The sequence below is a fragment of the Amycolatopsis minnesotensis genome, assembly GCF_039529815.1.
GTDB classification, from domain to species: Bacteria; Actinomycetota; Actinomycetes; order Mycobacteriales; family Pseudonocardiaceae; genus Amycolatopsis; species Amycolatopsis minnesotensis.
Map to the genome: position 1 here is coordinate 21503 of NZ_BAAANN010000012.1, position 26998 is coordinate 48500.

The 26998-nt window shown below is 70.1% G+C and carries 28 protein-coding genes and 1 pseudogene; 10 read left to right on the forward strand and 19 right to left on the reverse strand.

Going from position 1 to position 26998, the window contains the following annotated elements; all coding sequences use genetic code 11:
* Positions 1–261: 261 nt before the first annotated feature.
* The 10 genes from der to mbhE all read right to left on the reverse strand — a co-directional run bounded on the left by der (position 262) and on the right by mbhE (position 9155).
* Positions 262–1695 (reverse strand): ribosome biogenesis GTPase Der, encoded by a 1434-nt coding sequence (der, locus tag ABD256_RS16360; RefSeq protein ID WP_425546460.1) that lies wholly within the window; start codon positions 1693–1695, stop codon positions 262–264.
* Positions 1692–2372, reverse strand: a complete 681-nt coding sequence (locus ABD256_RS16365) for a lysophospholipid acyltransferase family protein (protein WP_344418616.1) — start codon at positions 2370–2372, stop codon at positions 1692–1694. The genes der and ABD256_RS16365 overlap by 4 nt, the downstream gene beginning before the upstream one ends.
* On the reverse strand, positions 2369–3070 hold the full coding sequence (cmk, locus tag ABD256_RS16370; protein ID WP_344419198.1) for a (d)CMP kinase: 702 nt from the start codon (positions 3068–3070) through the stop codon (positions 2369–2371). The genes ABD256_RS16365 and cmk overlap by 4 nt, the downstream gene beginning before the upstream one ends.
* 77 nt (positions 3071–3147) lie before the next feature.
* On the reverse strand, positions 3148–3462 hold the full coding sequence (gene mnhG / locus ABD256_RS16375; protein ID WP_344419201.1) for a monovalent cation/H(+) antiporter subunit G: 315 nt from the start codon (positions 3460–3462) through the stop codon (positions 3148–3150).
* A 23-nt stretch (positions 3463–3485) separates the two neighbouring features.
* On the reverse strand, positions 3486–3752 hold the full coding sequence (locus tag ABD256_RS16380) for an MrpF/PhaF family protein (RefSeq protein WP_344418618.1): 267 nt from the start codon (positions 3750–3752) through the stop codon (positions 3486–3488).
* A 148-nt stretch (positions 3753–3900) separates the two neighbouring features.
* Positions 3901–4404 (reverse strand): Na+/H+ antiporter subunit E, encoded by a 504-nt coding sequence (locus ABD256_RS16385; RefSeq protein ID WP_344418621.1) that lies wholly within the window; start codon positions 4402–4404, stop codon positions 3901–3903.
* Positions 4401–5936 (reverse strand): Na+/H+ antiporter subunit D, encoded by a 1536-nt coding sequence (locus tag ABD256_RS16390; protein WP_344418624.1) that lies wholly within the window; start codon positions 5934–5936, stop codon positions 4401–4403. The genes ABD256_RS16385 and ABD256_RS16390 overlap by 4 nt, the downstream gene beginning before the upstream one ends.
* The gene (locus tag ABD256_RS16395; protein WP_344418627.1) at positions 5933–6328 is read right to left on the reverse strand and encodes a Na(+)/H(+) antiporter subunit C; all 396 of its coding nucleotides are present in this window, start codon (positions 6326–6328) and stop codon (positions 5933–5935) included. Before ABD256_RS16395 ends, ABD256_RS16390 begins: the two co-directional genes overlap by 4 nt.
* Positions 6325–6834, reverse strand: a complete 510-nt coding sequence (locus ABD256_RS16400; protein WP_344418630.1) for an MnhB domain-containing protein — start codon at positions 6832–6834, stop codon at positions 6325–6327. The genes ABD256_RS16395 and ABD256_RS16400 overlap by 4 nt, the downstream gene beginning before the upstream one ends.
* Complete coding sequence (gene mbhE / locus ABD256_RS16405) at positions 6831–9155, reverse strand: hydrogen gas-evolving membrane-bound hydrogenase subunit E (protein ID WP_344418632.1); 2325 nt, start codon at positions 9153–9155, stop codon at positions 6831–6833. Before mbhE ends, ABD256_RS16400 begins: the two co-directional genes overlap by 4 nt.
* A 199-nt stretch (positions 9156–9354) precedes the next feature.
* On the opposite strand from mbhE, the gene ABD256_RS16410 reads away from it, so the two are divergent.
* Genes ABD256_RS16410 through ABD256_RS16425 form a run of 4 tightly spaced genes read left to right on the forward strand, consistent with a single transcriptional unit; the run spans position 9355 to position 13152 of the window.
* Positions 9355–9837, forward strand: coding sequence for a cation:proton antiporter regulatory subunit (locus ABD256_RS16410; protein ID WP_344418634.1), 483 nt, complete (start codon positions 9355–9357; stop codon positions 9835–9837).
* Positions 9838–9843: 6 nt separating this feature from the next.
* Positions 9844–11037, forward strand: coding sequence for a cation:proton antiporter (locus ABD256_RS16415; protein WP_344418637.1), 1194 nt, complete (start codon positions 9844–9846; stop codon positions 11035–11037).
* Positions 11038–11050: 13 nt separating this feature from the next.
* Complete coding sequence (locus ABD256_RS16420; protein WP_344418640.1) at positions 11051–12079, forward strand: CobW family GTP-binding protein; 1029 nt, start codon at positions 11051–11053, stop codon at positions 12077–12079.
* Between the two features lie 41 nt (positions 12080–12120).
* Positions 12121–13152, forward strand: a complete 1032-nt coding sequence (locus ABD256_RS16425; protein ID WP_344418643.1) for a DNA polymerase IV — start codon at positions 12121–12123, stop codon at positions 13150–13152.
* Positions 13153–13278: 126 nt separating this feature from the next.
* On the opposite strand, the gene ligD is transcribed toward ABD256_RS16425, so the two are convergent.
* From ligD to ABD256_RS16445, 4 genes are all read right to left on the reverse strand, one after another.
* Positions 13279–14274: a non-homologous end-joining DNA ligase gene (ligD, locus tag ABD256_RS16430; RefSeq protein ID WP_344418646.1), complete on the reverse strand. Its 996-nt coding sequence runs from the start codon at positions 14272–14274 to the stop codon at positions 13279–13281.
* Positions 14271–15350 carry an ATP-dependent DNA ligase gene (locus ABD256_RS16435; protein WP_344418649.1) on the reverse strand — a complete coding sequence of 360 codons (1080 nt, stop codon included), beginning with the start codon at positions 15348–15350 and terminating at the stop codon, positions 14271–14273. The genes ligD and ABD256_RS16435 overlap by 4 nt, the downstream gene beginning before the upstream one ends.
* 74 nt (positions 15351–15424) lie before the next feature.
* Entirely contained in the window at positions 15425–15889 is a 465-nt protein-coding gene (locus ABD256_RS16440) for an NUDIX hydrolase (protein WP_344418652.1), read from the reverse strand.
* Between the two features lie 47 nt (positions 15890–15936).
* Complete coding sequence (locus ABD256_RS16445; RefSeq protein ID WP_344418655.1) at positions 15937–16863, reverse strand: NADP-dependent oxidoreductase; 927 nt, start codon at positions 16861–16863, stop codon at positions 15937–15939.
* 76 nt (positions 16864–16939) lie between these two features.
* Between ABD256_RS16445 and ABD256_RS16450 the strand changes: the two genes are divergently transcribed.
* A complete protein-coding gene (locus tag ABD256_RS16450; RefSeq protein ID WP_344418658.1) occupies positions 16940–17257 on the forward strand; it encodes a winged helix-turn-helix transcriptional regulator in 318 nt (105 codons plus the stop codon).
* A 59-nt stretch (positions 17258–17316) separates the two neighbouring features.
* Here the strand turns inward: ABD256_RS16450 and ABD256_RS16455 are convergent, their stop codons facing one another.
* The gene (locus ABD256_RS16455; protein WP_344418660.1) at positions 17317–17859 is read right to left on the reverse strand and encodes a hypothetical protein; all 543 of its coding nucleotides are present in this window, start codon (positions 17857–17859) and stop codon (positions 17317–17319) included.
* A 67-nt stretch (positions 17860–17926) separates the two neighbouring features.
* Here ABD256_RS16455 and ABD256_RS16460 point away from each other — a divergent pair, with 67 nt between their 5' ends.
* Positions 17927–18520, forward strand: coding sequence for a TetR/AcrR family transcriptional regulator (locus tag ABD256_RS16460; RefSeq protein ID WP_344418663.1), 594 nt, complete (start codon positions 17927–17929; stop codon positions 18518–18520).
* Here the strand turns inward: ABD256_RS16460 and ABD256_RS16465 are convergent.
* The 3 genes and pseudogenes from ABD256_RS16465 to ABD256_RS16475 form a co-directional block, all read right to left on the reverse strand.
* Positions 18498–18599, reverse strand: a pseudogene (locus ABD256_RS16465) (YnfA family protein); the annotation flags it as partial. The gene ABD256_RS16460 and the pseudogene ABD256_RS16465 sit on opposite strands and share 23 nt — an antisense overlap.
* A gap of 12 nt (positions 18600–18611) precedes the next feature.
* Positions 18612–18965, reverse strand: coding sequence for an ArsR/SmtB family transcription factor (locus ABD256_RS16470; protein WP_344418666.1), 354 nt, complete (start codon positions 18963–18965; stop codon positions 18612–18614).
* Positions 18955–19383, reverse strand: a complete 429-nt coding sequence (locus ABD256_RS16475) for an SRPBCC domain-containing protein (protein ID WP_344418669.1) — start codon at positions 19381–19383, stop codon at positions 18955–18957. The genes ABD256_RS16470 and ABD256_RS16475 overlap by 11 nt, the downstream gene beginning before the upstream one ends.
* A 412-nt stretch (positions 19384–19795) precedes the next feature.
* On the opposite strand from ABD256_RS16475, the gene ABD256_RS16480 reads away from it, so the two are divergent.
* Both ABD256_RS16480 and ABD256_RS16485 read left to right on the forward strand, forming a co-directional pair.
* On the forward strand, positions 19796–20581 hold the full coding sequence (locus ABD256_RS16480; RefSeq protein ID WP_344418673.1) for an SDR family NAD(P)-dependent oxidoreductase: 786 nt from the start codon (positions 19796–19798) through the stop codon (positions 20579–20581).
* Between the two features lie 347 nt (positions 20582–20928).
* Entirely contained in the window at positions 20929–21057 is a 129-nt protein-coding gene (locus ABD256_RS16485) for a hypothetical protein (protein WP_344418676.1), read from the forward strand.
* Positions 21058–21156: 99 nt separating this feature from the next.
* Here the strand turns inward: ABD256_RS16485 and ABD256_RS16490 are convergent, their stop codons facing one another.
* Positions 21157–22434 carry an MFS transporter gene (locus tag ABD256_RS16490; protein WP_344418679.1) on the reverse strand — a complete coding sequence of 426 codons (1278 nt, stop codon included), beginning with the start codon at positions 22432–22434 and terminating at the stop codon, positions 21157–21159.
* Between the two features lie 424 nt (positions 22435–22858).
* Here ABD256_RS16490 and ABD256_RS16495 point away from each other — a divergent pair, with 424 nt between their 5' ends.
* Together ABD256_RS16495 and ABD256_RS16500 are read left to right on the forward strand one after the other, a co-directional pair.
* The gene (locus tag ABD256_RS16495) at positions 22859–23236 is read left to right on the forward strand and encodes a PepSY domain-containing protein (RefSeq protein ID WP_344418682.1); all 378 of its coding nucleotides are present in this window, start codon (positions 22859–22861) and stop codon (positions 23234–23236) included.
* Between the two features lie 150 nt (positions 23237–23386).
* Entirely contained in the window at positions 23387–26983 is a 3597-nt protein-coding gene (locus ABD256_RS16500) for a GH116 family glycosyl hydrolase (protein ID WP_344418685.1), read from the forward strand.
* Positions 26984–26998: the final 15 nt, after the last annotated feature.

A 26998-nucleotide genomic window follows, 5' to 3' on the forward strand; every position in this document is an offset into this window, starting at 1 on the left:
TTTCAGACGAGCGTCATTCGGGCTGGCTCTCCGAATGAGGCGCCCGCTTCAGACCGATCAGAATACGTGAGATGAAGGCCAGGTATCCCGAGGGTCTCGATTGAGTGTCGGCAGTCACGCGTCGCGCGTTACCGCTCACCTGCTGGTTGTTACCACCGCCACGTCGGTCCTTGATGGCCAGCACGACGGCACTGGATGCCGTCGTGCTGGCCATCAGGGGCGAAAAAGGTCACTCGAAAAGGTGACGCGGGGCACGTGAAATCATTTCTTCTTCGTGCCGGGCTTGGGCTTCTTTTCCCGGACGCGCACATTGATGCGGACCGGGCTGCCCTCGAAACCGAACCGCTCGCGGAACTTCCGTTCGATGAACCTGCGATAGCCTGCTTCCAGGAATCCCGTGGTGAACAGCACCAAGGTGGGCGGGCGGATCCCGGCCTGCGTCGCGAAGAGCACCTTCGGCTGCTTGCCGCCCCGGACCGGCGGCGGGGTGGCCGCGATCAGGTCGGCGAGCCAGCCGTTGAGCTGGCCCGTCGGCACGCGCTTGTCCCACGACGCGAGCGCGGTGCGCAGCGCGGGCGCGAGCTTGCGCACCGAGCGGCCGGTGAGCGCGGAGATGTTCACCTTCTCCGCCCACGGCACCCGCACCAGGCCGCGTTCGAGCTCGCGCACCATCTGGTAGCGGCGTTCCTCGTCGACGAGGTCCCACTTGTTGAACGCGAGCACGCACGCGCGGCCCGCCTCGACGACCATCGTCAGCACCCGCAGGTCCTGCTCCGCGAGGGGCTCGGCGGCGTCGAGCAGCACGATCGCCACCTCGGACGCGTCGATCGCGGTCTTGGTCCGCAGCGACGCGTAGTACTCGGCACCGCTGGAGGTCTGCACGCGCTTGCGCAGGCCGGCGGTGTCGACGAACCGCCAGGTCTGCCCGTCCAGCTCGACCAGGGAGTCGACCGGGTCGACGGTGGTGCCCGCGACCGAGTCGACCACCGAGCGCTCCTCGCCGGAGAGCTTGTTCAGCAGGCTCGACTTGCCCACGTTCGGCTTGCCGACCAGCGCCACGCGGCGAGGGCCGGTGCCGAGGCGGTCGCCGCGCGGCGCCTCGGGCAGCACGCCGACGATGACGTCGAGCAGGTCGCCCGAGCTGCGCCCGTGCAGGGCGCTGACCGGGTACGGCTCGCCGAGCCCGAGGTTCCACAGCGAAGCCGCGTCCGCCAGCAGGCGCTCGTCGTCGACCTTGTTCGCGGCCAGCAGCACCGGCCGCTTCGAGCGGCGCAGCACCTTCGCCACGGCCTCGTCCGTCGCGGTCGCGCCCACCGAGGCGTCGACCACGACGAGCACCGCGTCCGCGGTCGACATGGCCAGCTCGGCCTGCGCCGCGACCGAGCCCTGCAGCCCGGTCGCGCTCGGCTCCCAGCCGCCGGTGTCCACCACGGTGAACCGGCGACCGGCCCACTGCGCGTCGTAGGCGACCCTGTCCCTGGTCACGCCCGGCACGTCCTGCACCACGGCCTCTCGCCGGCCGAGAATCCGGTTCACCAGCGTCGACTTGCCCACGTTCGGCCTGCCCACCACCGCGAGCACGGGCTGGGCCAGCTGCTCCTCTGCTTCCGCCTCGTCGCCTGCCACCTGCGCGTCGAGCGCGGTGAACTCCGACTCGTCGGACCAGGTCCCGTCGACCCCGTCCACTTCGGTCACTTGTGCCTCCTCGGCGCGTCGAATCCGTTTTCGGCGCGCCATTCGTCCAAAGTCTTCACGAGCGCGGCGAGTTCGCCGCGCAGCAGCTCGGTGCCCTCTTCCAGCCCGGTGCGGCCCTTGCCGATCTCCGGGGTGACGGGCTCGCCGAACATGATGTCCACCCTCGGCCGGAACCGGCGCCCGCTGCCTTCGGGGCGCAGCGTGCCGCGCGTGGCCACCGGCAGCACCGTGGCGCCGGTCGCGCGCACGAGCCAGGCCGCGCCGCGTTCGGCGTTGGCGACGTCACCGGTGCCGCGCGTGCCCTCCGGGAACACGCCGACCAGGCCGCCGTCCTTGAGCACGCCGACCGCGGTGACCAGTGGTTTCCGGTCCACCTCGCCCCGTTTGACCGGGATCTGGCCGAGCCGGCGGAAGAACCGGCCGACGAGGCCGCCCGCCGCTTCGAACAGCTCCGCCTTGACCAGGAACACCGACGGCCTCGGCAGCATTCCGAACAGCAGCTGCGGTTCCGCCATGGTGCTGTGGTTCGCGATCACGACCAGCGCGCCGTCGCGCGGCACGCGTTCGACACCGTGCAGCTTCACCCGGAACGCCGGGCGCACGATGAACTTGCCGATGCCCCTGCCGAAGTGGTGCACCCACTTCGTGGCGCCTTCCGGAAGTATCGTCTTGCTCACTTGGCCGCCTTCGAGCACTCGTCCAGCAGGCCGCGGCGGCACGCCAGTTCGCTCAGCGCCACGATGACCTGGTCGATGCTCAGCTCCGAGGTGTCCACCTCGACGGCGTCCTCCGCGGCGCGCAGCGGCGAGGCGATCCTGCTGGAGTCCAGTTTGTCCCTGCGGTCGACCGAAGCCCTCGCATCGTCCACTGTGGACTGACGGCCCGCCGCGGAGTCCTGCGCGCTGCGCCGCGCGGCCCTGATCTCCGCGGACGCGGTCAGGAACACCTTGAGCGGGGCGTCCGGGGTGACGACGGTGCCGATGTCGCGCCCCTCGACGACGACGCCGCCGACGGTTCCGAGCACGCCTTCGATGATCCGGCGCTGCTCGGCCACGAGGAACTCGCGCACCTTCGGCACGGCCGAGACCGGCGACACCGCGTGGGTGATCTCGGGACCGCGGATCAGCGCGGAAACCTCTTCGCCGTCGAGCAGCATCCGGGGAGCGGACGGGTCGGTGCCGATCTCGTACGAGATCCGCGCCGCGACCTCGGCGACCGCATCCGCGGCGGCGGGGTCCACGCCCGCGCGCAGCACGGCCAGCGTCACGACCCGGTACATCGCGCCGGTGTCCAGGTAGCCGGCGCTGAGCCGGTCGGCGAGCGTGCGGGCCACGGTGGTCTTGCCCGTGCCCGAAGGTCCGTCCAGCGCGACCACGCCGCGTAGGGCTCCCACCGTTCCAGCTCCTCGCCGTAGTTCGTCCGCTCGTGCGCCGCCATTCTGCCTGGCGCGGGTCAGGACGCTCCGGGCCGGTCGGCAAGGCGCTCGCCGAGGTCGTCGGTTTCGAGCGCATCCCGTTCGTCGGCACCGGTGGCGTAGGCGGCGCGCCCGAACAGCTGCGACAGCACGGGCGCGGTGATCACCTGGAACAGGGCGACCAGCACCAGGCCGACCGCGTACTTCGCGGGAAGCTGGAGCGCGACGCCGGCGAGGATCAGCAGCAACCCGAGCGTCTGCGGCTTGGTCGCAGCCTGGAGCCTGCTCAGCAGATCGGGGAACCGGACGAGGCCGAGCGCGCCGACGACGCAGGACAGCGCGCCGAGCAGCATCAGCGCCGCGGAGAGCACGTCGATCACCGGTGGCCCTCCTTCCGCTCGGCGAGGCGGACCACGCTCGCGGAGCCGACGAACCCGAGCAACGCCACCGAGACCAGCAGGGACAGGTTCATCCCCTGCCCGGTCATCGCCATCTCGACCGCGACCCCGGCCACGATCAGCACCACCAGCACGTCGATCGCGAGTACCCGGTCGAGCGTGCGGGGACCGCGTACCAGCCGGATCAGCGAGAGAAGCCCGGCGAGCACCAGCAGGGAGAAGGTGACCAAGTACACAGTGTTCATGGCTCCTCCGCTGGGAAAAACACGTCGTCGGCGTTCATAGCTCCTCCGCTGGGAAAAACACGTCGTCGGCGCTCATGGCTCCTCCGCTGGGAAAAACACGTCGTCGGCGCTCATGGCTCCTCCGCTGGGAAAAACACGTTGTCGGCGCTCACAGCGGATCCTCCTCGGAAGCCCCGAAAGCACGCAAGACCCGCCGTTGCAGGTGCAGCACGTCGTCGCGCACGCGCGCGGGATCGCCGGGGTTCAGCGCGTAGACGTAGAACACGCGGCCCTTCCGGTCGAGCTGCACCACGGATTTGCCGGGCCCCAAGGAAAGCAGGTTCGCCGCCGCCGCGACGAGCCAGTCCACATCGGACAGTACCGGCACGGCGATCACGGCACCCCGTACCGCGCGGCCGTGGCGGAGCACCTGCCAGCCCACCTTCACCGCGGAGGTCACCAGGTCCGCGACCAGGTATCCGGCGAGCCTGAGCAGCGCGATCGGACGCGGCCGCAGGCCGGAGCACACCGGACGCACCGGGTAGAGCGCGAGCACGCCGACCGCGACGAGGACGCCCAGCACGACCAGCCCGATGTCGACGGACCCCCACAGCAGGAGCCAGACGAGCACCAGCCACAGGAACATCGGCAGCCTGCGCAGCATCGCGGTCATCGGGCCCCCAGCACCGCGGTCCGGTACGGCGCGCTGTCGAGCAGATCGGCCGCCGCCCGGCCGCTCAGCTCCGAGAGCGGTCCCGCGAACAGCGCGATCGCCACCCCGGCGACGACCAGCACCGCGGTCGCGCCGATCATCCCGCGCGAGGTGGACCCGGTGCCCACGGTCACCTCGTCGGTCGGGTCGGGATCGGGCAGCGGGGCGCGCACCTCGCCCCAGAAGGCGCCGACCCAGATCCGCGTCACCGCGTAGAGCGTGAGCAGGCTCGTGAGCACGGCGCCCGCCGTCACGACGTACGCCACCGGCGTGGCCGTTTCCGCGCCCGCGCGCAGCAGCGTGATCTTGGCGACGAACCCCGAGAGCGGCGGGATCCCGGCCAGGCTGAGCGCCGGGACCGCGAAGAGCACGGCGATGAGCGGATACGCCTTGGCCACCCCGGACATCGCGCGCAACGACACCGTGCCGGTGTGCCGCGTGATGAGCCCGCCGACGAGGAACAGCGCGGCCTGCACGGTGATGTGGTGCACCACGTACAGGATCACGCCGGTCAGCCCGACCACGTTGAACAGCGCGAGCCCGAAGATCATGTACCCGATGTGGCTCACCAGCAGGAACGACATGAGCCGGTTGAGGTCGTTCTGCGCGATGGCGCCGAGCGCGCCGACGATCATCGTCAGTATCGACACCACGAGCAGGAACGTCGACGCGCCCGACGTACTGCTGTGCGGGAAGACCAGTGTCTGCGTGCGGATCAGCGCGTACACGCCGACCTTCGTGAGCAGGCCCGCGAACACCGCGGTGACCGGTGCGGGCGCGGTCGGGTAGCTGTCCGGCAGCCAGAAGTGCAGCGGCACCAGCGCCGCCTTGATGCCGAACACCACGACCACGAACAGCCCGAGGCTGGTGCGGACACCGGGCGAGAGCAGCGCCACCTTGTCGGCGAGATCGGCGAGGTTGACCGTGCCGGTCGCCGCGTAGACGAGCGCGATCATCGTGATGAACAGCAGCGAAGACATCAGGCTGACGATCACGTAGGTCATCCCGGCGCGGATGCGCGGCGCCGTGGTGCGGCGGGTGATCAGCACGTACGACGCGGACAGCATGATCTCGAACGCGACGAACAGCGTGAACAGGTCACCGGTGACGTAGGCGAGCGACACGCCCGCGCACAGCACCAGGTACATCGGGTGGAACGCGGTCGAAGTGGTTTCCCTGCCGTAGTCGGTGATCCGCTGGCCGATCGAGAACACCAGCACCGCGAGCGTCACCACGGCGGAGACCAGCAGCAGCAACGCGGACAGCCGGTCGGCGATCAGCGTGATGCCGTACGGCGGCGCGTACCCGCCGAGCTGCAGCACGAGCGGGCCGTGCCGGTCGGATTCGGCGAGCACGAACGCGGCGTCGACGACGACCCCGCTCAGCACCACCACGCCGATCGCGCGCTGCACACCGGGAAAACGCCCGAACACCAAGGAAAGCGCGGCCGCGAGCAGCGGGAGCAGCACCGGGAGCGCGACGAGGACGTTCATCGGCTCGCCTCCTCTTCCGGGGCGAGGTCCGCGTCTTCCTCGCTGTCGCGCACCCGGCGGTCTTCGAGATCGTCGCGGACCTCGTCGTCGCCGAGCAGCACCCACGAGCGGTAGGCCAGCGCGAGCAGGAACGTGGTGAGCGCGAAGGTGATCACGATCGCGGTGAGCGCCATCGCCTGCGGCAGCGGATCGACCATCGAGGTGAGCACGCCGAACCCGATGAACGCGGGATCGCCCGGCGGACCGCCCGCGACCTGGAGGAACAGGTTCGCGCCGTGCCCGAGGATCACGATGCCCAGCAGCACGCGCATCAGCGAACGCTGCATGATCAGGTAGAACCCCGCCGAATACAGGCACGCCATCAGCACGGCCATGGTCAGGTTGATGGTCACGAGTCCAGCCCGCCCTGCTCGATCCCGGTGCCGAGCGTGCGCAGCAGGTCCAGCACCACGCCGATGATCAGCAGGTAGACGCCGATGTCGAGGAACAGGCTGGTGGCGATCTTGAAGGTGCCGACGAGCGGCAGCGTGACCGTCCACAGCGCAGTCGAGAGGATCGGTGCGCCGAACGCGGCAGGCACCAGCGCGGTGATCACGGCGATGCTCATCCCGGAGCCGATCAGCACCGGCGGCCGCAGCGCGCGCACCGCGGCCAGTTCGGCGCTGCCGCCCGCGAGGTAGCGCAGCACGAACGCGAGCCCGGCGACCAGCCCCCCGCTGAACCCGCCGCCCGCGTCGTTGTGCCCGGCCAGCAGGAGGTACACCGACATCACGAGCACGGTGGGGAACACGATCCTGGTGCACAGCTCGAACAGCAGGGACCTCGGCCAGCCCCCGCGCTCGCGTTCGGTGAGCAGCCAGCGCTCCTTCGGCGCGTCCCACTCCGTCCACTTCGTCATCCGGTCACCTCCTCGGTCTCGTCCCGCTCCGGTCTGCGCCGCGCCCGGTGCGCGCCGAGGATCAGGCTCGCCGCCCCCGTCGCCGCGACGGCCAGCACCGCGATCTCGCCGACGGTGTCGAACGCGCGGAAGTCGACGATGATCGCGTTCACCACGTTGCTCGCGCCCGCCGACGGCTCCGCGCGCTCGATGTACTCGCGGCTGACATCCGGCAGCCCGTCCCGGCTCGCCGACACGATCATCGCGAGCCCCGCGACGAAGACCCCGCCCGCGATCGCGATGACCGCCTTCGTCCAGCGCGCCTTCTTGCCCGGCGGGCGGTCGTCCCTGACGAACCGCTCCGGCAGGCGGCGGAGCACGAACACGAACACCACGAGCGTCAGCGATTCCACGAGGAACTGCGCGAGCGCGAGATCCGGCCCGCCGTCGACGAGGAACAGCGCGCCGATGCCGTAGCCGATCACGCCGGTGAGCAGGACCGCGGTGAGCCTGCGGCGCGCCACCAGCACGGTCGCGGTCGCCACCAGCACCAGCACCGCGATCGGCACCTGCATCGGCGAGTCCCACAGCCGGAGCGGGCCGGGCGAATCCACGCCCGCGAGCAGCCCCGCCCCCGGCACGACGATCGCGGTCAGCAGGATGACGCCCAGGTACACCGGCAGCGACCCCACCTGCAGGCGCCCGGTCACCCGGCGGGCGAGCGCGTCGAGCCCGCGCACCGCGGCCCGGTACCCGGCCTGCGCGTCGGCGTACTTCGGCCACCGGACATCGGGCAGGCCCGCCCGCTGGACGTGCCGGTGGACCAGGTACCCGCCGAGCACGACGAGCGCGGAAAGTCCTAACGGGACGGTGAACCCGTGCCAGAGCGCGAGGTGGTAGCCGTGGCCGGGGTAGGCGTCCGCGTACCCGGCGAGCAGCGGTTCGAGCCACGGCACCGCGAACGCGCACACCAGGCCGGCGGTGGCCGGGATCGCCATCGGCACCACCAGCCCCTGGCCAGGCCAGGTCGCGGCGATGGGCGTTTTCCCCTGCGGGGTACCGAATCCGCCGACGACGAAGCGCAGGCTGTAGGCGAAGGTCAGCGCCGAGCCGAGCACGAGGCACACCAGCACGATGGTGTCGCGCGCGCCGCCGGACCCGAACGCGGTGAACGCCGTCTCCTTGCCGACGAACCCGAGCAGCGGCGGGAAGCCGGCCATCGAGGCGGCGGCCAGCACGACGAACCCGGTGAGCACCGGCCACCGGCGGCCGACCCCGGAGAGCTCGCGGATGTCCCGCGTGCCGGTGGCCTTGTCGAGCACGCCGACGGTGAGGAACAGCGCGGACTTGAACAGCCCGTGCGCGAGGATCAGCGTCGCGCCGGCGAGCGCGGTGACGAACCCGCCGGAGCCGACGAGCACCATCAGGAACCCGAGCTGGCTCACCGTGCCGAACGCGAGCAGCCGCTTGAGATCGTGCTCGCGCAGTGCGCGCACCCCGCCGAGCAGCATCGTCCACAGGCCGAGCACCACCACCGGGACCCACCACGCGGCCAGGTCCGAGAACCCGGGCGCGAAGCGCGCGACGAGGTAGACGCCTGCCTTCACCATCGCCGCGGCGTGCAGGTAGGCGCTGACCGGCGTCGGCGCGACCATGGCCGCGGGCAGCCACGGGTGGAACGGCACCTGCGCCGATTTCGTCAGCGCGCCGACGAGCACCAGCACCACGGCGACGGACGTGACCGCACCACCGGGTGGGTGGGCGATGATCTCCGAGATCCGGTAGGTGCCCGCGGCGGTGCCGAGCAGGATGAGCCCGAGCAGCATGGCGAGCCCGCCGAACCCGGTCACCAGCAGCGCCTGCGTCGCCGAGCGCCGGATCGCCGGGGTCAGCCCCCTGCCGCCGACGAGCAGGAAGGAGCAGACCGTGGTCAGCTCCCAGAACAGGTACAGCGAGAAGATGTCGTCGGCGAGGACGAGGCCGAGCATGGCGCCCGCGAACACCAGGAGCAGCACCGATTCCCGTGTGATGCCCTCGCCACCGGGCTTCGCGTAGCGCGCCGAGTAGCACAGGACCAGCGCGCCGACGCCGGAGACGAGCACGATCATGAGCAGCGCGAGCGGGTCCATGCGCAGGCTGATCTCCAGCCCGATCCCCGGCGCCCACGCGAGGCTCTCCTCCGGCGCGGCGCCTGCCAGTACGCCGCCGAGCCGGTTCAGCGCGAAGACCAGCGATGCGGCGGGTATCAGCGCTGCGACGTAGAAAACGTTGCGGCCCCAGCGCTTCGCGATCGCGGGCAGCGCGGCGGCGACCGCGAAATGCGCCACGATCGCCACCAGCATGCGCTTCCACCCATCGTCGTCGAGTGCTTCGGTTCGCTCAGGACAGCACCGGCCACGCACTCCTCGTCCGCGGAAGATCACGGGCGGCGACGGCGCCGATTCTACGTAACGCGCGTACTGTGTGCCTGGTGAGATCGGTCAAAACACCCAAACTCGACTACCGGGAACCAACTTCCCCCGATCGGTTACCGTGGAGAACGTGAACGTTGAAGTGACCCCGCTGCCCGGTATCGGCGTACGCAAGGACTTCGCCATCCGCAACGGCAGGCGGGTCGGCGTGGTGACCCACCGGGACGGCCAGATCGAGCTGATCGTGTCCAAATCGGACGACCCGGACGCCTGTCTCGCGTCACTCCCGCTGAGCACCGACGAGGCGGGGGCGCTGGCGAACCTCCTCGGCGCGCCGCAGCTCGTCGCGCAGCTCACCGAGGAGCACCGGGACCTGCCCGGGATCAACACCAAGCAGCTCCCGATCAAGAACGCGTCCCCGTTCGACGGGCGCACGCTCGGCGACACCGGGATGCGCACGCGCACCGGCGTGTCGATCGTCGCGGTCATGCGGGCAGGCCAGATCCACCCGTCGCCGACCCCGGACTTCACGTTCACCTCGGGCGATCTGCTGGTGGCCGTCGGCACCTCGGAAGGGCTCGAAGCCGCCATCAAGATCCTCAAGTACGGCTGAGCCGCGATGGATCACACCGCGCTGTCCTTGATCGAACTCGGGGCGGTCTTCTTCGTGCTGGGCGCGCTCGGCCGCCTGGCCGCGAAGATCGGCATGTCCCCCATCCCGCTCTACCTCATCGGCGGCCTGTGCTTCGGCCAGGGCGGGCTCATCCCGCTCGCCGACATCGGGCCGTTCACGCACCTCGCCAGCGAGATGGGCGTGGTGCTGCTGCTGTTGCTGCTCGGGCTGGAGTACTCCGCCGCGGAGCTGTTCACCGGCCTGAAGCGGTCGTGGATGGCGGGCGTGCTCGACATCGTGCTCAACGCGGCACCCGGCGCGGCGGTCGCGCTGATCCTGGGCTGGGGGCCGGTCGGCGCGCTCGTGATGGGCGGCGTCACCTACATCTCGTCGTCCGGGATCATCGCGAAGGTCCTCGGCGACCTCGGCAGGCTCGGCAACCGGGAAACGCCCGTGGTGCTGTCGATCCTGGTCTTCGAGGACCTGGTGATGGCGCTGTACCTGCCGATCCTGACCGCGCTGCTGGTGGGCGTGAGCGTGGTCGGCGGGCTCAAGGCGGTCGGCATCTCGCTCGCGGTGATCACCGTGGTGCTGGTGGTGGCGCTGAAGTTCGGGCGGTACGTCTCGGCACTGGTGGACAGCCCCGACCGCGAGGTGTTCCTGCTCAAGGTGCTCGGGGCCGCGCTGCTCGTCGCGGGTGCGGCCTCCGCGCTCCAGGTCTCCGCCGCGGTCGGCGCGTTCCTGCTCGGCATCGCGATCTCCGGCTCGACGGCCGAGAACGCGACCCACATGCTCGAACCGCTGCGCGACCTGTTCGCCGCGGTGTTCTTCGTGGTGTTCGGGCTCAACACGAACCCCGCGGAGATCCCGCCCGTGCTGGGCTGGGCGATCGCGCTCGCGGTGGTCACGACGCTGACCAAGGTGGCCACCGGCTGGTGGGCCGCCCGGCGCCAGGGCGTCGGGAAGATGGGCCGGGCCCGTGCCGGTGCCGCGCTCGTCGCGCGCGGCGAGTTCTCCATCGTGATCGCCGGGCTCGCGGTCAGCTACGGTGCCGTCGACAGCGAACTGGCCGCGCTGGCCACCGCGTACGTGCTGCTGATGGCGATACTCGGCCCGACTGCGGCGCGGCTCGTCGAACCGGCGGCGCGAGCCTTGCAGCGCAGGGGAAGTACCGCGTCGGAACCGTCCACCGCGTCCTGATTCGGAGGGCACTTTGAGCGGGAATCGGATCCCGGTGGTGATCCTCACGGGTTTCCTCGGGTCGGGGAAGACCACGCTGCTCAACCACCTGCTGACCCGCGGCGACGCCCGCGTCGGGGTGATCGTCAACGACTTCGGCAGCATCGGCGTCGACGCGATGTCGGTCGCGGGCCAGGTCGACTCGATGGTCTCGTTCGGCAACGGCTGCCTGTGCTGCGCGGTCGACGCGAGCGGCCTCGACGCGATGCTGGGCAAGCTCTCCGCGCCGTCGGCAGGCATCGACGTCATCGTGATCGAGGCGAGCGGCGTCGCCGAGCCCCGCGACCTGCTGCGCCTGATGATCGCCAGCGAGAACGAGGAGATCGCCTACGGCGGGCTCGTCCAGGTGCTCGACGGCGCCGAGTTCGACCGGACGCGTGCCGCGCACCCCGAGCTGGACCAGCACCTGGCGCTCGCGGATCTGGTGGTGCTGAACAAGACCGACCGGATCACCGGCGCCGACCGCGAACGACTGCTCGGCACGATCGAAGAGCTGAGCCCCGGCAAACCGGTCGTGCCGACCTCGCACGGCCGCATCGATCCCGCGCTGTTCTTCGACGCCGAGCGCGAGCGCCCCGACGACGGCCAGCTCTCGTTCACCGATCTGCTCGCCGAAGAGCACGATCACGCGGATCATCTGCACACCGCGTACGACACGGTCTCGTTCACCTCCGAGCAGCCGCTGAACCCGCGGCGGCTGATCAAGTTCCTGGAGGGCCGCCCCGCCGGGCTGTACCGGATGAAGGGTTTCGTGGACTTCGGCGCCTCCGGTGAGCACGACCGCTTCGGCCTGCACACCGTCGGCGGGTTCCTGCGGTTCGACCGTGGCCGCTGGCCGTCCGGGCGGCGGCGCACCGAGCTGGTGCTGATCGGCGCGGGCATCGACACCGACGCCCTGCTCGCGGCGCTTGCCGGGTGTCGCGAGGACAATCCTGAAAACGTCGACGAACGCGGCATGCTGCTGGTGCTCCGGCACGTCGAGGAGCCAGAGCCGGTCGGGTAGAAATCCGGCACTATGGGCCGCAATAGACCACTATGGACGGTGTGGCCGAACCGTGGTGGGTCCTGCACGTCGATCTCGACCAGTTCATCGCCGCCGTGGAGATCGCACGGCGGCCCGAACTGCGCGGCAAGCCCGTGGTGGTGGGCGGCGCGGGCGATCCGGCGCAGCGCGCCGTCGTCGCCACGGCTTCCTACGAGGCGCGCGAATTCGGGATCCAGTCGGGGATGCCGTTGCGGCTGGCGGCGAAGCGCTGCCCCGACGCGGTGTTCCTGCCCACCGATCCCCCCGCCTACGACGAGGTGTCCGAGCGGGTGATGGCGACACTGCGGGAGTTTCCCGTCGTCGTGGAGGTGCTCGGCTGGGGCGAGGCGTTCCTCGGCGCGCACATCGGCGATCCCGAGGCGCTGGCGGAGGACATCCGCCGCCAGGTGCACGCCGAGACGGGTATGTCGTGCTCGGTCGGCATCGGCGACAACAAGCTGCGCGCCAAGCTCGCCACCGGGTTCGCCAAACCGGCCGGGATCTACCGGCTCACCAAGGAGAACTGGGCCGAGGTCATGTTCGACCGGCCGACGGACGCGCTGTGGGGCATCGGGAGCCGCACCGCGAAGAAGCTGACCGAGCTGGGCCACACCACGGTCGCCGAACTCGCCGCCGCCGATCCCGACGCGCTCGCCGCGCGGTTCGGGCCGACGATGGGCCCGTGGTACCGGGCACTCGCGCGGGGCGCCGGGGAAGCCGAGGTCTCGGCGACGCCGTACGTGAACAAGTCCAGGAGCCGCGAGACGACGTACCAGGAGAATCTCACCGATCGCACCCGCGTCGACGAGGAGATCGTCGTGCTCGCGAAGCGGGTGGCGCAGGACGTCCGCGAGGAGGGGCGGCCCGCGGCACGGGTGGCGGTCAAGATCCGGTTCGCGCCGTTCTTCACCCAGACCCGCAGCGTCACCCTGCCGGAGCCGACGAGCGACGCGGCCGAGATCGAACGCGCCGCACTGGAGGTCACCGCCCGCTTCGACCACGGCAGACCAGTGCGCCTCCTCGGCGTCCGAGCCGAATTCGACCGGCGATAGGTCCAAGGCCGGTCCAGACGGCCACCGGGCAAAGCCGTGGCTCACGGGTGGTCCTGGCCGCCACTCATGTTCCTCGTACTAAAAGCCAGAGGCCAAACCTTCAGCGGTAGTGCCGGGACGGTCCGGTTAGGAGTGCTTCGCCCTGCTCGGTGCCACCCGGGGCGGCTCGTTGGGCTGTTTCGGGTAGACGGGTGGCCACGGCGCGTCCATCAGGCCGCTCGCCATGTCCTGGCGCGACATCTCCAGCAGCGGTTCGATGGACTGCGGGGTCGCCGACGCCCACGGGTCACCGGACTCGGCGACGCGGGCGGGCACGGTCGCGATCGTCAGCGCGTCCGGTTCGACGGTCGCGAGTTCGTCCCAGCGGATCGGCGTCGACACCCGCGCGTCCGCTCTCGGCCGCACGCACCACGCGCCGAAAACCGTCTTGTGCGGCGCGTTCTGGTTGAAGTCGACGAACACGCGCGAGCCCCGTTCCTCCTTCCACCACTGCGCGGTGATGAGCCCGGGGTGCCTGCGTTCCAGCGCGCGGGCGAGCGCGACCGCCGCCGCCCGCACCTGGTAACTGTCCCATGTGGACTCCAACCGCGAGTACAGGTGCAGGCCGCGGGAACCGGAGGTCTTGAGGCAGGCTTCGATACCGAGTTCGTCGAGGAACTCCTTCGTCAGCGCGGCCGCTTCGCGGAGCTGGTCGAACCCGACGCCGGGCGAGGGGTCGAGGTCGATGCGCAGTTCGTCGGTGAACTCCGGGGTGTCCGCGTGGAACGGCCACACGTGGAAGCCGAGGCAGCCGAAGTTCACCGCCCACACGATGTGCGCGAGATCGGCCGCGACGAGCGCGTCGCTCGTGGTGCCGTTCGGCGTGGACACCACGGTGGTCCGCAGCCACGGCGGCGCCGACTTGGGCACCCGCTTCTGGAAGAACGACTTCCCGCCGGCACCAGCCGGGTACCGCTCCATCAGCAGCGGCCGCCCGCCCAGCGCGGTCAGCAACGGGCCCTCGATCGACTGGTAGAACCGGATCAGGTCCAGCTTCGTCTCCCCGCGTCCGGGGAAGTACACCTTGTCCGGGCTGGAGACCTTGACCTCGACCCCGTCGAGATCGAGCAGCACGTCGCTCACCTGGCAGCCCCTTCGCCGAACAACGCGGTCAGCTCGGCGGGAGCCGCCTCTTCGAGCTGGCCGTAGGTGCACGAAGCCGGTTCGCGGTCCGGCCGGAAGCGGACGAGCCTGCCGCCGTGCCGCAGCCGCCCGCCCTGCAGGTGCTCGTACCGGACCTCGGCGACCAGTTCGGCGCGCACCGGCTCCCAGGACAGGTCCTTCTGCGGGCTCCACCTGCTCTGGCCCCCCGGTACGCGCTGGCCCGTCGTCTCGATCTGCGCCTCGGCCCACGCCCGCCAAGGATGCCCTTCGACCGCGTTCTCCCGCAGCGGCGCCAGCTCGTCGACCAGCTCCCGGCGACGCACCGCGGTGAAGCTGCTCGCGACGCCGACGTGGTGCAGAACGCCGTCCTCGTCGTACAGCCCCAGCAGCAGCGATCCGACCCCGGCGTCCTTGTGCCAGCGGAACCCGGCGACCACGCAGTCCGCCGTCCGCTCGTGCTTGACCTTCCACATCGCGCGCTTGTCCTGCTCGTAGGGCAGGTCACCCGGTTTGGCCATCACCCCGTCGAACCCGGCGCCCTCGAAGCGGGTGAACCAGTCCTCCGCGACGTCGGGATCCGACGTGAGCGGTGTCAGCACCACGCGCGCGAACCCGTCGTCCAGCACGCCTTCGAGCAGCCGCCGCCGCTCGGTGAACGGGGTCTCGGTGAGGTCGCGGTCGTCGAGGGCGAGCAGGTCGAACGCGACGAAGCTGGCCGGCGTCTCCGCCGCGAGCTTGTTCACCCGTGACGCCGCGGGGTGCAACCGGTTCTGCAACGTCTCGAAGTCGAGGCCGGACCCGGTCACGAGCACGATCTCGCCGTCGACGACGCAGCGCGGCGGCAACGCGTCGCGCAGCAGTTCGACGAGTTCGGGGAAGTACCGCGTCAGCGGCCGGTCGTTGCGGGACCCGAGCTCCACCTCGTCGCCGTCGCGGAACACGACGCAGCGGAACCCGTCCCATTTCGGCTCGTAGGTGAGTCCGGGCGCGCGCGGCACTTCGTGCACGGCTTTCGCCAGCATCGGCTTCACCGGCGGCATCACAGGCAGGTCCACAACCGGATCCTAGGCGTTTCACCTGCGAAAACAACAGCGATCGCGCGATCACCCGATCGCGTGGCGTGGCCGGATCAGGCGCCGAGCAGCCCGCCGAGCCGCTCCAGGAACGCGCGCTGGCCCTTCACGAGCTTCTCCCCCGCGGTGGCGAGATCGACCCAGGCCACCCTGTCCAGCTCGGGGAATTCCTGCGTCTTCCCGCTCCGCGGCGGCCATTCCAGCGCGAACGTGCCCGGCACGACCTTGGCGGGGTCGAGATCGCCCTCCACCGCCCAGACCGTCACCTGCTTGCCCGACTGCCGGACGGTGCCCAGCTCCGCGTAGTCCCCTTCCGGGGCGGGAAGGCCCAGTTCCTCGGCGAACTCGCGGCGCGCGGCCTCCTCCGGCGCTTCGCCCGGCTCGCATTCGCCCTTGGGGATCGACCACGCCGCGTCGTCCTTCTTCGCCCAGAACGGACCGCCCATGTGTCCGATGAGGACTTCGGTCTCCCCCGCCACCGTGCGGTACACGAGAATCCCCGCGCTGTGCTTGCCTGCCATACCGGCCAGCCTGCACCATGCGCCGCCACCCGGTGACGAGGGCCTCCTCAGAGGGTGAGGACGAGCTTGCCCCGGAGGTGCCCGGCGTCGAGCAGCCGGTGCGCGTCGGCGACGCGCTCGAACGGGACCGCCTCCTGCACGTGAACCTGGAGCCTGCCCTGTTCGACGAGCTCGACAAGGCCCCGCAGGGCAACCGGATCCGGGTCGACCGCGATACCGCTGAAGCGCATGCCCGCCGCCTCGAACTTCGCGATGAGCTCCGTGTCCTCGTCGGCTACCGCCGTCACCAGGTGCCCGCCTGGCCGGAGCACGCCGAGCGACCGCTCGACGGTGTCGCCGCCGAGCGTGTCGAGCACGACGTCGATGTCGCGGACCGCCTCGGCGAAGTCGACCGTGGCGTAGTCGATCACTTCGTCGGCGCCGAGCCCTTCGACGAACTCCCGCTTGCTCGCGCCGGCGGTCGTGATCACGTGCGCGCCGCGTGCTTTCGCGATCTGGATCGCGACGTGGCCGACCCCGCCGCCACCGCCGTGGACCAGGACGCGGTCGCCCGCCGTCACACCGGCGAGGTCGACGAGGCCCTGCCACGCCGTCAGCCCGACGATCGGCAGCGCCGAAGCCTCGACGTGCGAGAGCGACGCCGGCTTGCGCACCAGGTGCAACGCCGGCGCTGCCACGAATTCGGCGTACGCGTTGGCCGCACGGGGGAACAGCGGCATCCCGAACACTTCGTCGCCGGGCCGGAACCGCCAAGTCTGCGCCTGGTCGACCACGCCGCTGATGTCCCAGCCGAGTACGAACGGCGGCTTGCCGAGCAGCGGGAACTCGCCGTCGCGCAAACGCGCCTCCAACGGGTTCAACCCGATCGCCTTCACGCGGACGAGGACCTCGGTCGGCAGGGGCCGGGGCGCGGGCGCGTCCACGATGGTGAGCACCTCGGGACCGCCGAGCTGCTGCTGGGTGATGACTCGCATGACTCGTTCTCCTGGTTCTGGGTGGGAGAACCCCAGACTAGGATTCCGATGGGAACCAGCAGGTACCTTTGGCGCCATGAGCGGTTTCGGTCCCGGCGAACCCTTTCTCGCCGGCCTCAGCAGGGGCCCGGTGCGCCACGGCGAGCTGATCGAGCTGATCGGCGGTATCTCCCGCAAGGTGCTCACCCAGGCGCTTCGACGGCTCGAAGCGCACGGGCTCGTCCGCCGCCACGCGTATGCCGAGGTGCCGCCCCGCGTCGAGTACGAACTCACTCCGCTCGGCGCGACGCTGACCGATCCGATCCGCGCACTGACCGAGTGGGCGAGGGTGAACGGCGAGGCGGTCCTCGATGCGCTCGACGCCGGTTCCGAGCCGGTCACCCAGCACGGCTGAATCCTCGCCGGTCAATTCACCGGCACCTACTGTCCTTTGTGGACTCCGCAGTGCCCGCGTCAGACCGGTCGCTTCTCCGTCTTCTCCGCCAGCGCGGCGAGCCGGTGCAACTGGTGCCGCATCATCAAGAGGTCGCCCCAGGCCAGTGGCGGCCTCGTCAGCGCGCGGATCGGGCCGCCCGCCGTGGAAACGGCGAGCTTGACCACGAGCCGTGTCACCCCCGGCGCCTCGGCATGAACGGCGTAGGTGACGGCCAGCTTGTTGAACGCCCATTCCGCCGCACGATCGTCGATGCGCAGGGTGAGCTGCCGATCCGGTTCGAAGTCGACCAGTTCGAAGATGCGCATGAACCGCTGCCCCACCGCCAGTTCGTCGACACCCGGCGTGAGCTCGCGCGGGCTCCGCTTGCCCGGATTGTCGATGAGGTCGTAGCTGTACGGGCCGACCTTGAGCTGGCAGAGCCAGCGGAACACGGTGTCCGGCCCGGCGTTCACCGTCACCGCGCGGAACCAGCTCGTGGTCCCGCCGTCGATGAACCGGTCGCACGGGTACTCCCGCGACACCTCGTCCGCGGTCGCGCCCCATATTCGCGAGATTCCCATCGCACTCTCCGTTCCTCCGCCCCGCCCCGATTATAGAGAGCATCATCTAAAAAGCTAGGGTGAGCGCATGGGACGTCCGCCACGCCACGACGCCGAGAGCCTGCTCGACGCCGCCGCCCACCTCGCCGCGGAACAGGGGCCGCGCGGAGTCACGATGACGGCGGTCGCCCGCAAGGCAGGAGCGCCGAGCGGGTCGGTGTACCACCGCTTCCCCGGACGGCCGGACCTGCTGGCCGCGCTGTGGCTGCGATCGCTCGACCGGTTCCAGTCGGGATTCCTCGAGGCCATCACCGATCCGGATCCGCTGGCCTCGGCACGAGCCGGTGCGGCGCACGTGGTCCGCTGGAGCCGGGAAAACCCGAGCGACGCCGCGATCCTGCTCTACAGCGCGGCCGACTTCGGCAGGGCTGAGTGGCCGGAGCCCGAACGCGATCGCCTCGACCGTGCGAACCGGCGGGTCGCCAAGGAGATCCGGAAGCTGGCGACCGCACTGGGGCACGACTCGCCGCGCGACGTCGAGCAGATGCGGATCGCACTGATCGACATCCCGTACGCGCTGGTGCGACGGAACTACCGCGCGGGCAAGAAAATCCCCAAGTACGCCGAGGAACTGGCCGCGGACTGCGTGACGGCCCTGCTCACCCGCGAGGCGCGTGCATGATCACGGCGAGGCCCACGAGGCAGATGAGCGCGCCGATGACGTCGAACCGGTCGGGGCGGTACCCGGCGGCGATGCGCCCGATCGAACCACATCAGTCCGAATCGGACGGTCGCGCGCCGAGGTAGTCGGCCAGCGAAGACAGGTTCCGGTCCCAGTCGCGGGCGAGCGCGGCGAGGAACGACTGCGCCACCGCCATCGGCCCCGAACGGAGGTGGAACCGCACGCGGCGGCGTTCACCCTGTTCGGCGTGGACCAGACCGGCCTCCGAGAGCAGCGCGAGGTGCTTGGCGATGGCCTGCCGGGAAATCGGCAGGCGCGCCGCGAGATCGGTCGCGGTGGCGGGCCCGCGGCTCGCCAGTTCGGCGAGCACCGCGCGCCGGGTCGGATCGGCGAGCGCGGAGAACACCGCCGCCGCGACCGCTTCCGTGTCGTGCTCAGGCGGCATCGAGGTATTCAACCAGCTCGCCCAGTTCCTTGCGCCAGCCGGACACGTTCCCGTCATAAGTGGTCTTGAGCTCGTCCGGCAACTGCGCGAAACCGGTCTCCACCACGGTCAGCCGGGTGCCGTCGCCATCGGGCTCCAGGGTGAACTCGACGTGCGTCCGGCGCGGATCGCTCTCGGGAAGCCCGTAGATGGCCCAGGTGTACGCGAACCGGCTCGGCGGCTCGACGACCTGGATCCACAGGGTGGCCGCGTGCTCGTCACCCCAGCGGAGGTGCGCCTCACCGCCGGGCCGCAGGTCCACGTCGGCCTCGGAACCGAACCACCCGCCGAGCCCCTCCGCGGTGGTCAGCGCCGCCCACACCTTCTGCGGACCGTGGGCGAGTTCGATCTGCCGCTCGATCCGATCGGGAACCGTCATCACTACCTCCATCGCAGCCGTTCGATTGCCGCGATAGTATCGCAACCAGTAGGTTGCCACAAGGTCCGAGTCCACCCGGCGCGAGAGCACCGTCGCCCTGTGGTAGGAGGAGCCACGCCACGAACTCGCGGAAAATCGTTGGCACACCGGGGAACCGACACGGCACCGAGGTCGTCGGACTGACGCAGTCAAGATCACGACAACCCGGCGGCAGCGACACCGCCGGTCCGGCGCGATGGGGGTCATGCCGGCCCGGCGGTGTCGTTCGCATGCCCGCCACCCGCACCAAGGGCGAGCCGACGCGCCCCGCGCGGCGGGGAGCGTCTCGGCAGCGCGAATTCCGACGACCGATGAAACAACACGGTCCGAAAGCCGCCAGCGGGGCATCCGCTGTCACGGCAGGCTTTGCCGCATGGAACTGATGCTTCAGGACAAGACGGCAGTGGTTACGGGTGGCAGCAAGGGAATCGGGCTCGCGGTGGCGCGGGCACTGGCGGCGGAAGGCGCTCGGGTGTTCGTCGGCTCGCGTGGTTCGAGCGAGGGGTTGGAGAAGCTCTGCGCGGAGCACGACGTGACGGCGGTGGAGGTGGACCTCGCCACGGCGGAGGGGCCTGCCGAACTGATCGCGGCGGCCGGTGAGCTGGACATCCTCGTCAACAACGTCGGGGCGAGTGAGCCGGGTGCGTCGGCGGCCACCTTCACCGACGAGCAGTGGAACCGGATCTTCGACATCACGTTCTTCAGCACGGTGCGCGCGGTACGAGCCGCGGTCCCGCTGCTGACCGGCAGGCCCGGCGCGAACATCGTGACGGTGGGCTCGGTCAACTCGCGGATGCCGGCGGGGATGATCGCGCCGTACAGCGCGGCGAAGGCCGCGCTGGCGAACTTCGGGAAGGCGCTGGCGGACGAACTGGCACCGCTGGGGATCCGGGTCAACACGGTGTCGCCCGGCCCGGTTCGCACTCCACTGTGGATGGCCGAGGGCGGGTTCGCGCACCTGATGGCCGCGCAGGCGGGCGTCACCGCCGAGGAGGTCATGGACAAGCTGGTCCCCGAATCGATGGGGATCCCGAGTGGCAGAGTCGGCGAGCCGGACGAGGTGGCGGCGGTGGTCGCGTTCCTCGCCTCGGACAAGGCCTCGAACATCACCGGCGCCGACTACGTGGTCGACGGCGGGCTGCTCAAGACCGTGGCGTAGGGCTCCTACGTTCGCGGGCGTACGCGATCTGCCGCTCACTGCCGGGGGCGCGGCTCTCCAGGTGAGCGGTAGTTGAGTTGCGGGCGCCCCCGCCGTCGCAAATTTGGAGGGCCTGGCGGCCCTGCGACCGACCGAGACGCTCCCCGCCGCGCGGGGCGCGTCGGCTCGCCGGTGCCCGGCTGGCCCGGCGAGGCCCGGGCCTCCGGTGCGGACCGCGGGCGGGCGCGCGAGTGTTGGAGATCACCGGCCTGGGGGCTGTGAGGGCGAAATACTAACGACTCCTCCGGCGATATGCAGGGTGGATCCGGGAATCGGAATCCGACCGAGACTCTCCGAGGAGGAAGCAAATGCTGTTCGCTGCGTTGGCGATCGAGACCGCGGTGGCAGTGGGTGTGGCCGCTGGCCTGACGGCGTGGATCCGGCGCCACGTCGCTTCCGAGGCCACCACCGTCGCCCCGGTGGAACTCGCCCAGTAACACCCGCAGTGCGGTAGCACCGAAGTTCGGCAGTGGGCCGACGGCATGCTTGCCCGCCGGCCACTGCCCAACCGAGCCGAATCTTTCAGGTCGCCGTCGTCAGACGGCGGCCTTCTTCGCGTCCGGAGCGGTGTCGTCGATCTGTTCGATCGGCACGCCGGAGGTCTCCGGGATCTTGATGATCGGCACGATCGCGATGAGCGCCGCGACGATCAGGTAGTACGCGGGCCAGTCCTTGTCACCGGTGCCCTGGATGAGCGCGGTCACGATCACACCGCAGGTGCCGCCGAAGATCGACGTGGACAGGTTGTACCCGATCGCGAACGAGCCGTACCGGACCCTGGTCGGGAACATCGCCGGGAACGTGGACCCGATCACCGCGAGCATGAACACCAGCAGCGTGGCCACGATCAGGAACCCGACGACCAGCAGGAAGATGCTGCCGGTCTGCATCAGCTTGAACGACGGCCAGCTCAGCACCGCGAACCCGATGGCCGCGGTGAGCAGCAACGGTTTCCGGCCGATCCGGTCCGACAGCGCACCGAGTGGCGCGATCAGCAGGATCTGGAACAGCTCGACGCCGATCACGATCAGGGTCGCGGTGTTGTCGTCGATCTTCAGCGTGCTGGTGAAGTACGACGGCATCGTCGTCAGCAGCATGTAGTCCGCGATGTTGAGCAGCAGCACGATGCCGATGAGGTTGAGGATCATCCGCCAGTTGCGGACGAAGGTCTCCTTGAGCGGGGCCTTCTCGGACTTCTCCCCCGCCGCGTCGAGCCGCCGGAACTCCGGTGTGTCCTCGAGCTTCGACCGCAGGTAGAGCCCGACGAGGCCGAGCGGCAGCGCGATGAAGAACGGGATCCGCCAGCCCCACGACTCGAGTTGTTCGGTGGACAACGCCAATGCCGCGACGAGCACCACCGTGTTGCCGAGCACGTATCCGGCCAGCGTGCCCATTTCGAGGAAGCTGCCCCAGAACCCCCGTCGTTTCGTCGGCGCGTATTCGGCGATGAACGTCGCCGCGCCGCCGTATTCCCCACCGGTCGAGAAGCCCTGGATCATGCGCAGCAGGAGCAGCAGGATCGGCGCACCGATGCCGATGCTGTCGTAGCTGGGGAGACAGCCGACGAGGAAGGTGCAGCCGGACATCAGCAGGATGGTCATCGCGAGGACCTTTTGCCTGCCGAGCTTGTCGCCCAACGGCCCGAAGAACGCGCCACCGAACGGGCGCACGATGAAGCCGACCGCCACCAGCGCCAGCCCCTTCAGCACTGCCGCGGCTTGGGTTCCCTCGGGGAAGAACACCGATCCGATCGTCGTCAGCACGACGCCGGAGGTGAACACGCCGTAGTCGTACCACTCGGTCGCATTGCCCATCGCGGATGCGATAACAGCCCTTCTGAGGGTCCGTTCGTCCACGTTCGGCCTCGACACCGCCGCCTCTTCCATATCGCGCACTGACCTCCTGGATGCGTGCCACTGGGGATGAGGGGTGTGACCCTAACCGCCTCCGACTCAGTTTCGCTGGCTCACCGGCGATTCGCCGGGCTTCGTTTCCATCAATAATTCGGACATACAGCACCAAAGCTTCACGTACCGGATTAATCGACGTTGCCGTTTCACCAACTGCCCGCCAAATGCCCAGCTAGAAGGCTTACGGGCGGAGATCGAACGCTCACCCTGAGACACACTTCAGGGTGACCCCACGGGTCACCCTCAGGGGTCTCACCGATGCGGCGGGCGCGCGCGTGAGAGACCGTGAAACGGTCCGGAACGCAACAAGAGACTGGAGCCACGAACCATGCACCGCACGGCAGCCGGAATCACCACCGCCACCGTCGCACTCGGACTGGCACTCGGACTGTCCGCGTGCGGGAACGACGCGCCGGCACCACCCGCGCCGCCTGCCGCACCGGCACCGCCCGCCGCACCGGCGCCGCCTGACGCGCCCCAGCCCGGCTCCGGCACGCCGGGGTCGACGACGGCGCCGAAGGTTTCCTCGGACCAGGCGGGCAAGATCGTCACCGGCCAGTACGGCGGCGAAGTGATCAACGTCGAGCCCGACACCGCGAAGGGCGAGCCGAGCTGGGAGGTCGAGGTCCGCGACAGCAAGCAGGGCCGGATCGAGGTCGACGTGTCGCAGGCGACCGGCGCGGTCCTCGAAATGGAACACGACTGAGCCACCGGCGGGTGGCGCGTGGGGCGCCACCCGCCGGAAGCTGGGCCATTCGGCGTATGGACGGATCAGGGAGCCGTGATTACCGTCGTGAGTAATCGATTACTCGATCCCTGCCAGTAGTTCCTCGGCTGGCCTCACCGTGGAGGCTCCGTGTCCGATTCGTGCTGCCCTGATGGCTCCTGCGAGCCGGGTCCTTCCCGCCGCACCTTCCTCACCCTCGGCGCCGCGGGCCTTGGCCTGCTCACCGTCCGCCCCGGCATCGCCGAAGCACTCGGCCTCGACGAAACGCGGCTGGTCACGGTCCCGGAGGACAAGAACCTCACGCCCGACGCGGTCAACGCGCTGCTCTCGCGCGGCAAGCCGACCGAGTACGCCGGGGCCGCGCTGCGGCGCATCGGCATGCCGGTCGGCGGCGGCTGCACCGGTCAGGTCTACCTGGCCGGCGACGGCAGGCTCTGGGCGTGGGACATCCTCAACCCGTCCTCCTATCCGCTCGGCGGCGCCAGCGGCGACGGGCCGCACTACGCGAACCCGTTGTCCACCACCGCGCCATTCCGCCAGGGCTTCTCGATCCGCACCACCGCTGGCGGCAGGGATCGCACCAGGACACTGGATTCGGACGGGTTCGGCGACACGCGGTTCGCGGGCAGCTACCCGATCGGCACCACCACCTACCGCGCGCCGGACAGCCCGGTCGAGGTCGCCTGCGAGGCGTTCTCCCCGTTCATCCCGTTGTCCACCAACGACTCCACGCTGCCCGCGACCGTGCTGGCGTTCACCGTCCGCAACTCCTCGCGCGACCGGGTCAGGGTCGAGCTGACCGGCAGTTCGGAGAACCCGGTGTGCCTCGACACCCGGCAGGGCCAGCCGGTCGCGCTGCACGGCGAGCGCTACACGGGTCGCGGCGTCCGCGGTGTCGAGTTCTCCGCGAGCGAGGAATCCTCCAGCAGCAACGACATCGTGTTCGAGGACTGGGAAAAGGACACCTTCGAGGGCTGGACGGTCACCGGCGACGCGTTCGGCACCGGCCCGGTCCGCTCGCAGGACGTGCCGGCGGAAATGCGCCGCTTCGGCGACCTCAACCTCTCGGGCAACCGGTTCGTCACCTCGTTCGACCTGCGCACCGGCAAGCGCGACGCGTTGCAGGGTTCCTTGCGCAGCAAGGAGTTCACCGTCGAACGGCGGTATGTCGCCGCGTCGGTCGGCGGCGGCGCCCATCCCGGCAAGACCTGCCTGAACGTGCTCGTCGACGGCAAGGTGGTGGCGAGTGCGACCGGTGCGAACAGCGAGCCGGTGGTGCCCGCGACGCTCGACGTGAGCGCCCACCTCGGCAAGCGCGCCACCATCGAGATCGTCGATGCCTCCTCCGACGGCTGGGGACACGTCAACGTGGACGCGATCGTGTTCACCGACGCGGCCGACATCGTGTTCGAGGACTGGGAAAAGGGCACCTACGATGGCTGGACCGCCACCGGCGACGCGTTCGGCGCGGGCCCCGTCCGCCCGCAGGACACCCCGGACTACTTCCGAAGCCCCGGCGAACTCAACGTCTCGGGCACCTACTTCGTCACCTCCCACAACTACCGGGCCGGTGGCGGCGCGCCGGAGGCCGACCGGCACACCGGCAAGCTGACCAGCAGGCCGTTCACCGTCGACCGGCGGTTCGTGACGATGTGGGTCGGCGGCGGCAGCGCCCGCGACGCGACCTGCGTGAACGTGGTCGTCGACGGCAAGGTGGTCGCCGCGTTCACCGGCAGCAACCGCGAATCGCTCGCCGCGAGATCCGCCGATCTGCGCCAGTGGGCAGGCAGGACCGCGCACATCGAGGTCGTCGACACCGCCACCGGCGGGTGGGGCCACGTCAACCTCGGCCGGATCCTGTTCAGCGACCGCACCATCCGCAGGCGGCCGGTGGCATCGTCGCCCGACTTCGGCACGTTCTCCCTCGCCGCGCTGGAGGACACCGCGAGCGTGCGCGCGTCCGATGTGGACGGTTCGGTGACGGTGCCGTTCACCCTTGCGCCAGGGCAGTCCCGCACGGTCCGCTTCGTCTTCGGCTGGTACTTCCCGACCCCGGACCCGGTCAGCTTCGGGTGGCTCAAGGACGGCCAGCGGCTCAAACACCACTACGCCAGCAGGTTCGGCTCCGCCCGCGAGGTCGTCTCGTACCTGGCCAGGGAACGCGACCGGCTCGAGTCCGGCACCCGGAAATGGGTCCGGACCTGGTACGAGGACTCGTCGATGCCGCGCTGGTTCCTGGAGCGCACGCTGGCCACGGCGTCCACTTTGGCCACGAACACGTGCTACCGGTTCGACAACGGCCGCTTCTACGCGTGGGAGGGCATCTACTGCTGCGTCGGCACCTGCGGCCACGTCTGGAACTACGCGCAGTCGGTGGCGCGGCTGTTCCCCGATCTCGAACGCGACACCAGGGAGCGCGTCGACCTCGGCATCGCGCTGCTGCCCACCGGCGAGATCAAGAACCGGGGCGAGAGCGGTGACGGCTGGTTCGCCGACGGCCAGTGCGGCACGATCCTGCGGGTGTACCGCGAGCACCAGATGGCGCCGGACGGCCGGTTCCTCCGGCGGAACTGGCCGCAGGTGCGCAAGGCCGTCGACTGGCTCGTCAAGCAGGACGGCAGCGCGCCCAACGGGATACTCGAAGGCAGCCAGTGGAACACCCTCGACGCGCAGTGGTTCGGTGAGATCCCGTGGATCAGCGGCCTCTACGTCGCGGCGCTGCGGGCGGCCGCGGCGATGGCCGACGAAATGGGCGACCGCGCGTCGGCGAAGCGGTATGGCGGGCTCGCCGACCGCGGCGCGAAGTACCTCGCCGACGAACTGTGGGACGACGAGTACGGCTACTTCGTGCAGAAGGTCGATCCGAACCACCCGACCGCGGTGAACTCCAACCGCGGCTGCTACATCGACCAGATGTACGGGCAGGCCTACGCCGCGCAGCTCGGCCTCCCGCGCGTGTTCGCCGCGGACCAGGCGAAAACGGCGCTGCGCAACGTGTTCCGGAACAACTTCCTGCCCGATCCGGCCGGGTACCGCCCACCCGGCATCCCGATCGGACGCGTGTACGCGACCAAGGGCGAACCGGGCACGCTCATGTGCACCTGGCCGAACGGCGGCTCGGCCGAAACCGGCAGGGACGGGCCGGTCGGCTACTTCAACGAGGTGTGGACGGGCCAGGAGTACCAGTTCGCCGCGCACCTGTTCGCCGAGGGCATGACCACCGAGGCGCTGGCGGTGACCAAGGCCGTCGACGACCGCTACCACGGGGAGAAGCGCAACCCGTACAACGAAATCGAGTGCAGCGACCACTACGCCAGGGCGATGATGAGCTTCGGCACCTACCTGGCGGCGTGCGGGTACGAGCACCACGGGCCGCGCGGGCACCTCGGGTTCGCGCCGAGGATCACGCCGGAGGACTTCCGCGGCGCGTTCACCACGGCCGAGGGCTGGGGTCTCTACAGCCAGCGCCGCCGCGGCGACCGGCAGACCAGCGCGATCGAAGTCCGGCACGGCAGGGTCAGGTTGTCCACGCTGGCGCTCGAAGTGCCCGGCACCCCGCGCGACCTGGCGCTCTCGGGTGCGGTCGACCCGGCGCTGACCGCGTCGGCGAAACCGGTGTTCGAAACGAGCCAAGGCGTGACCGGGACACGCGTGGTGATCCGCTTCCCGTGGCCGGTCACCCTGCCGGAGGGCGCACGGCTGGAGTTGACGCTCTCACTCGGCTGACCCGCCCGGTGCGAG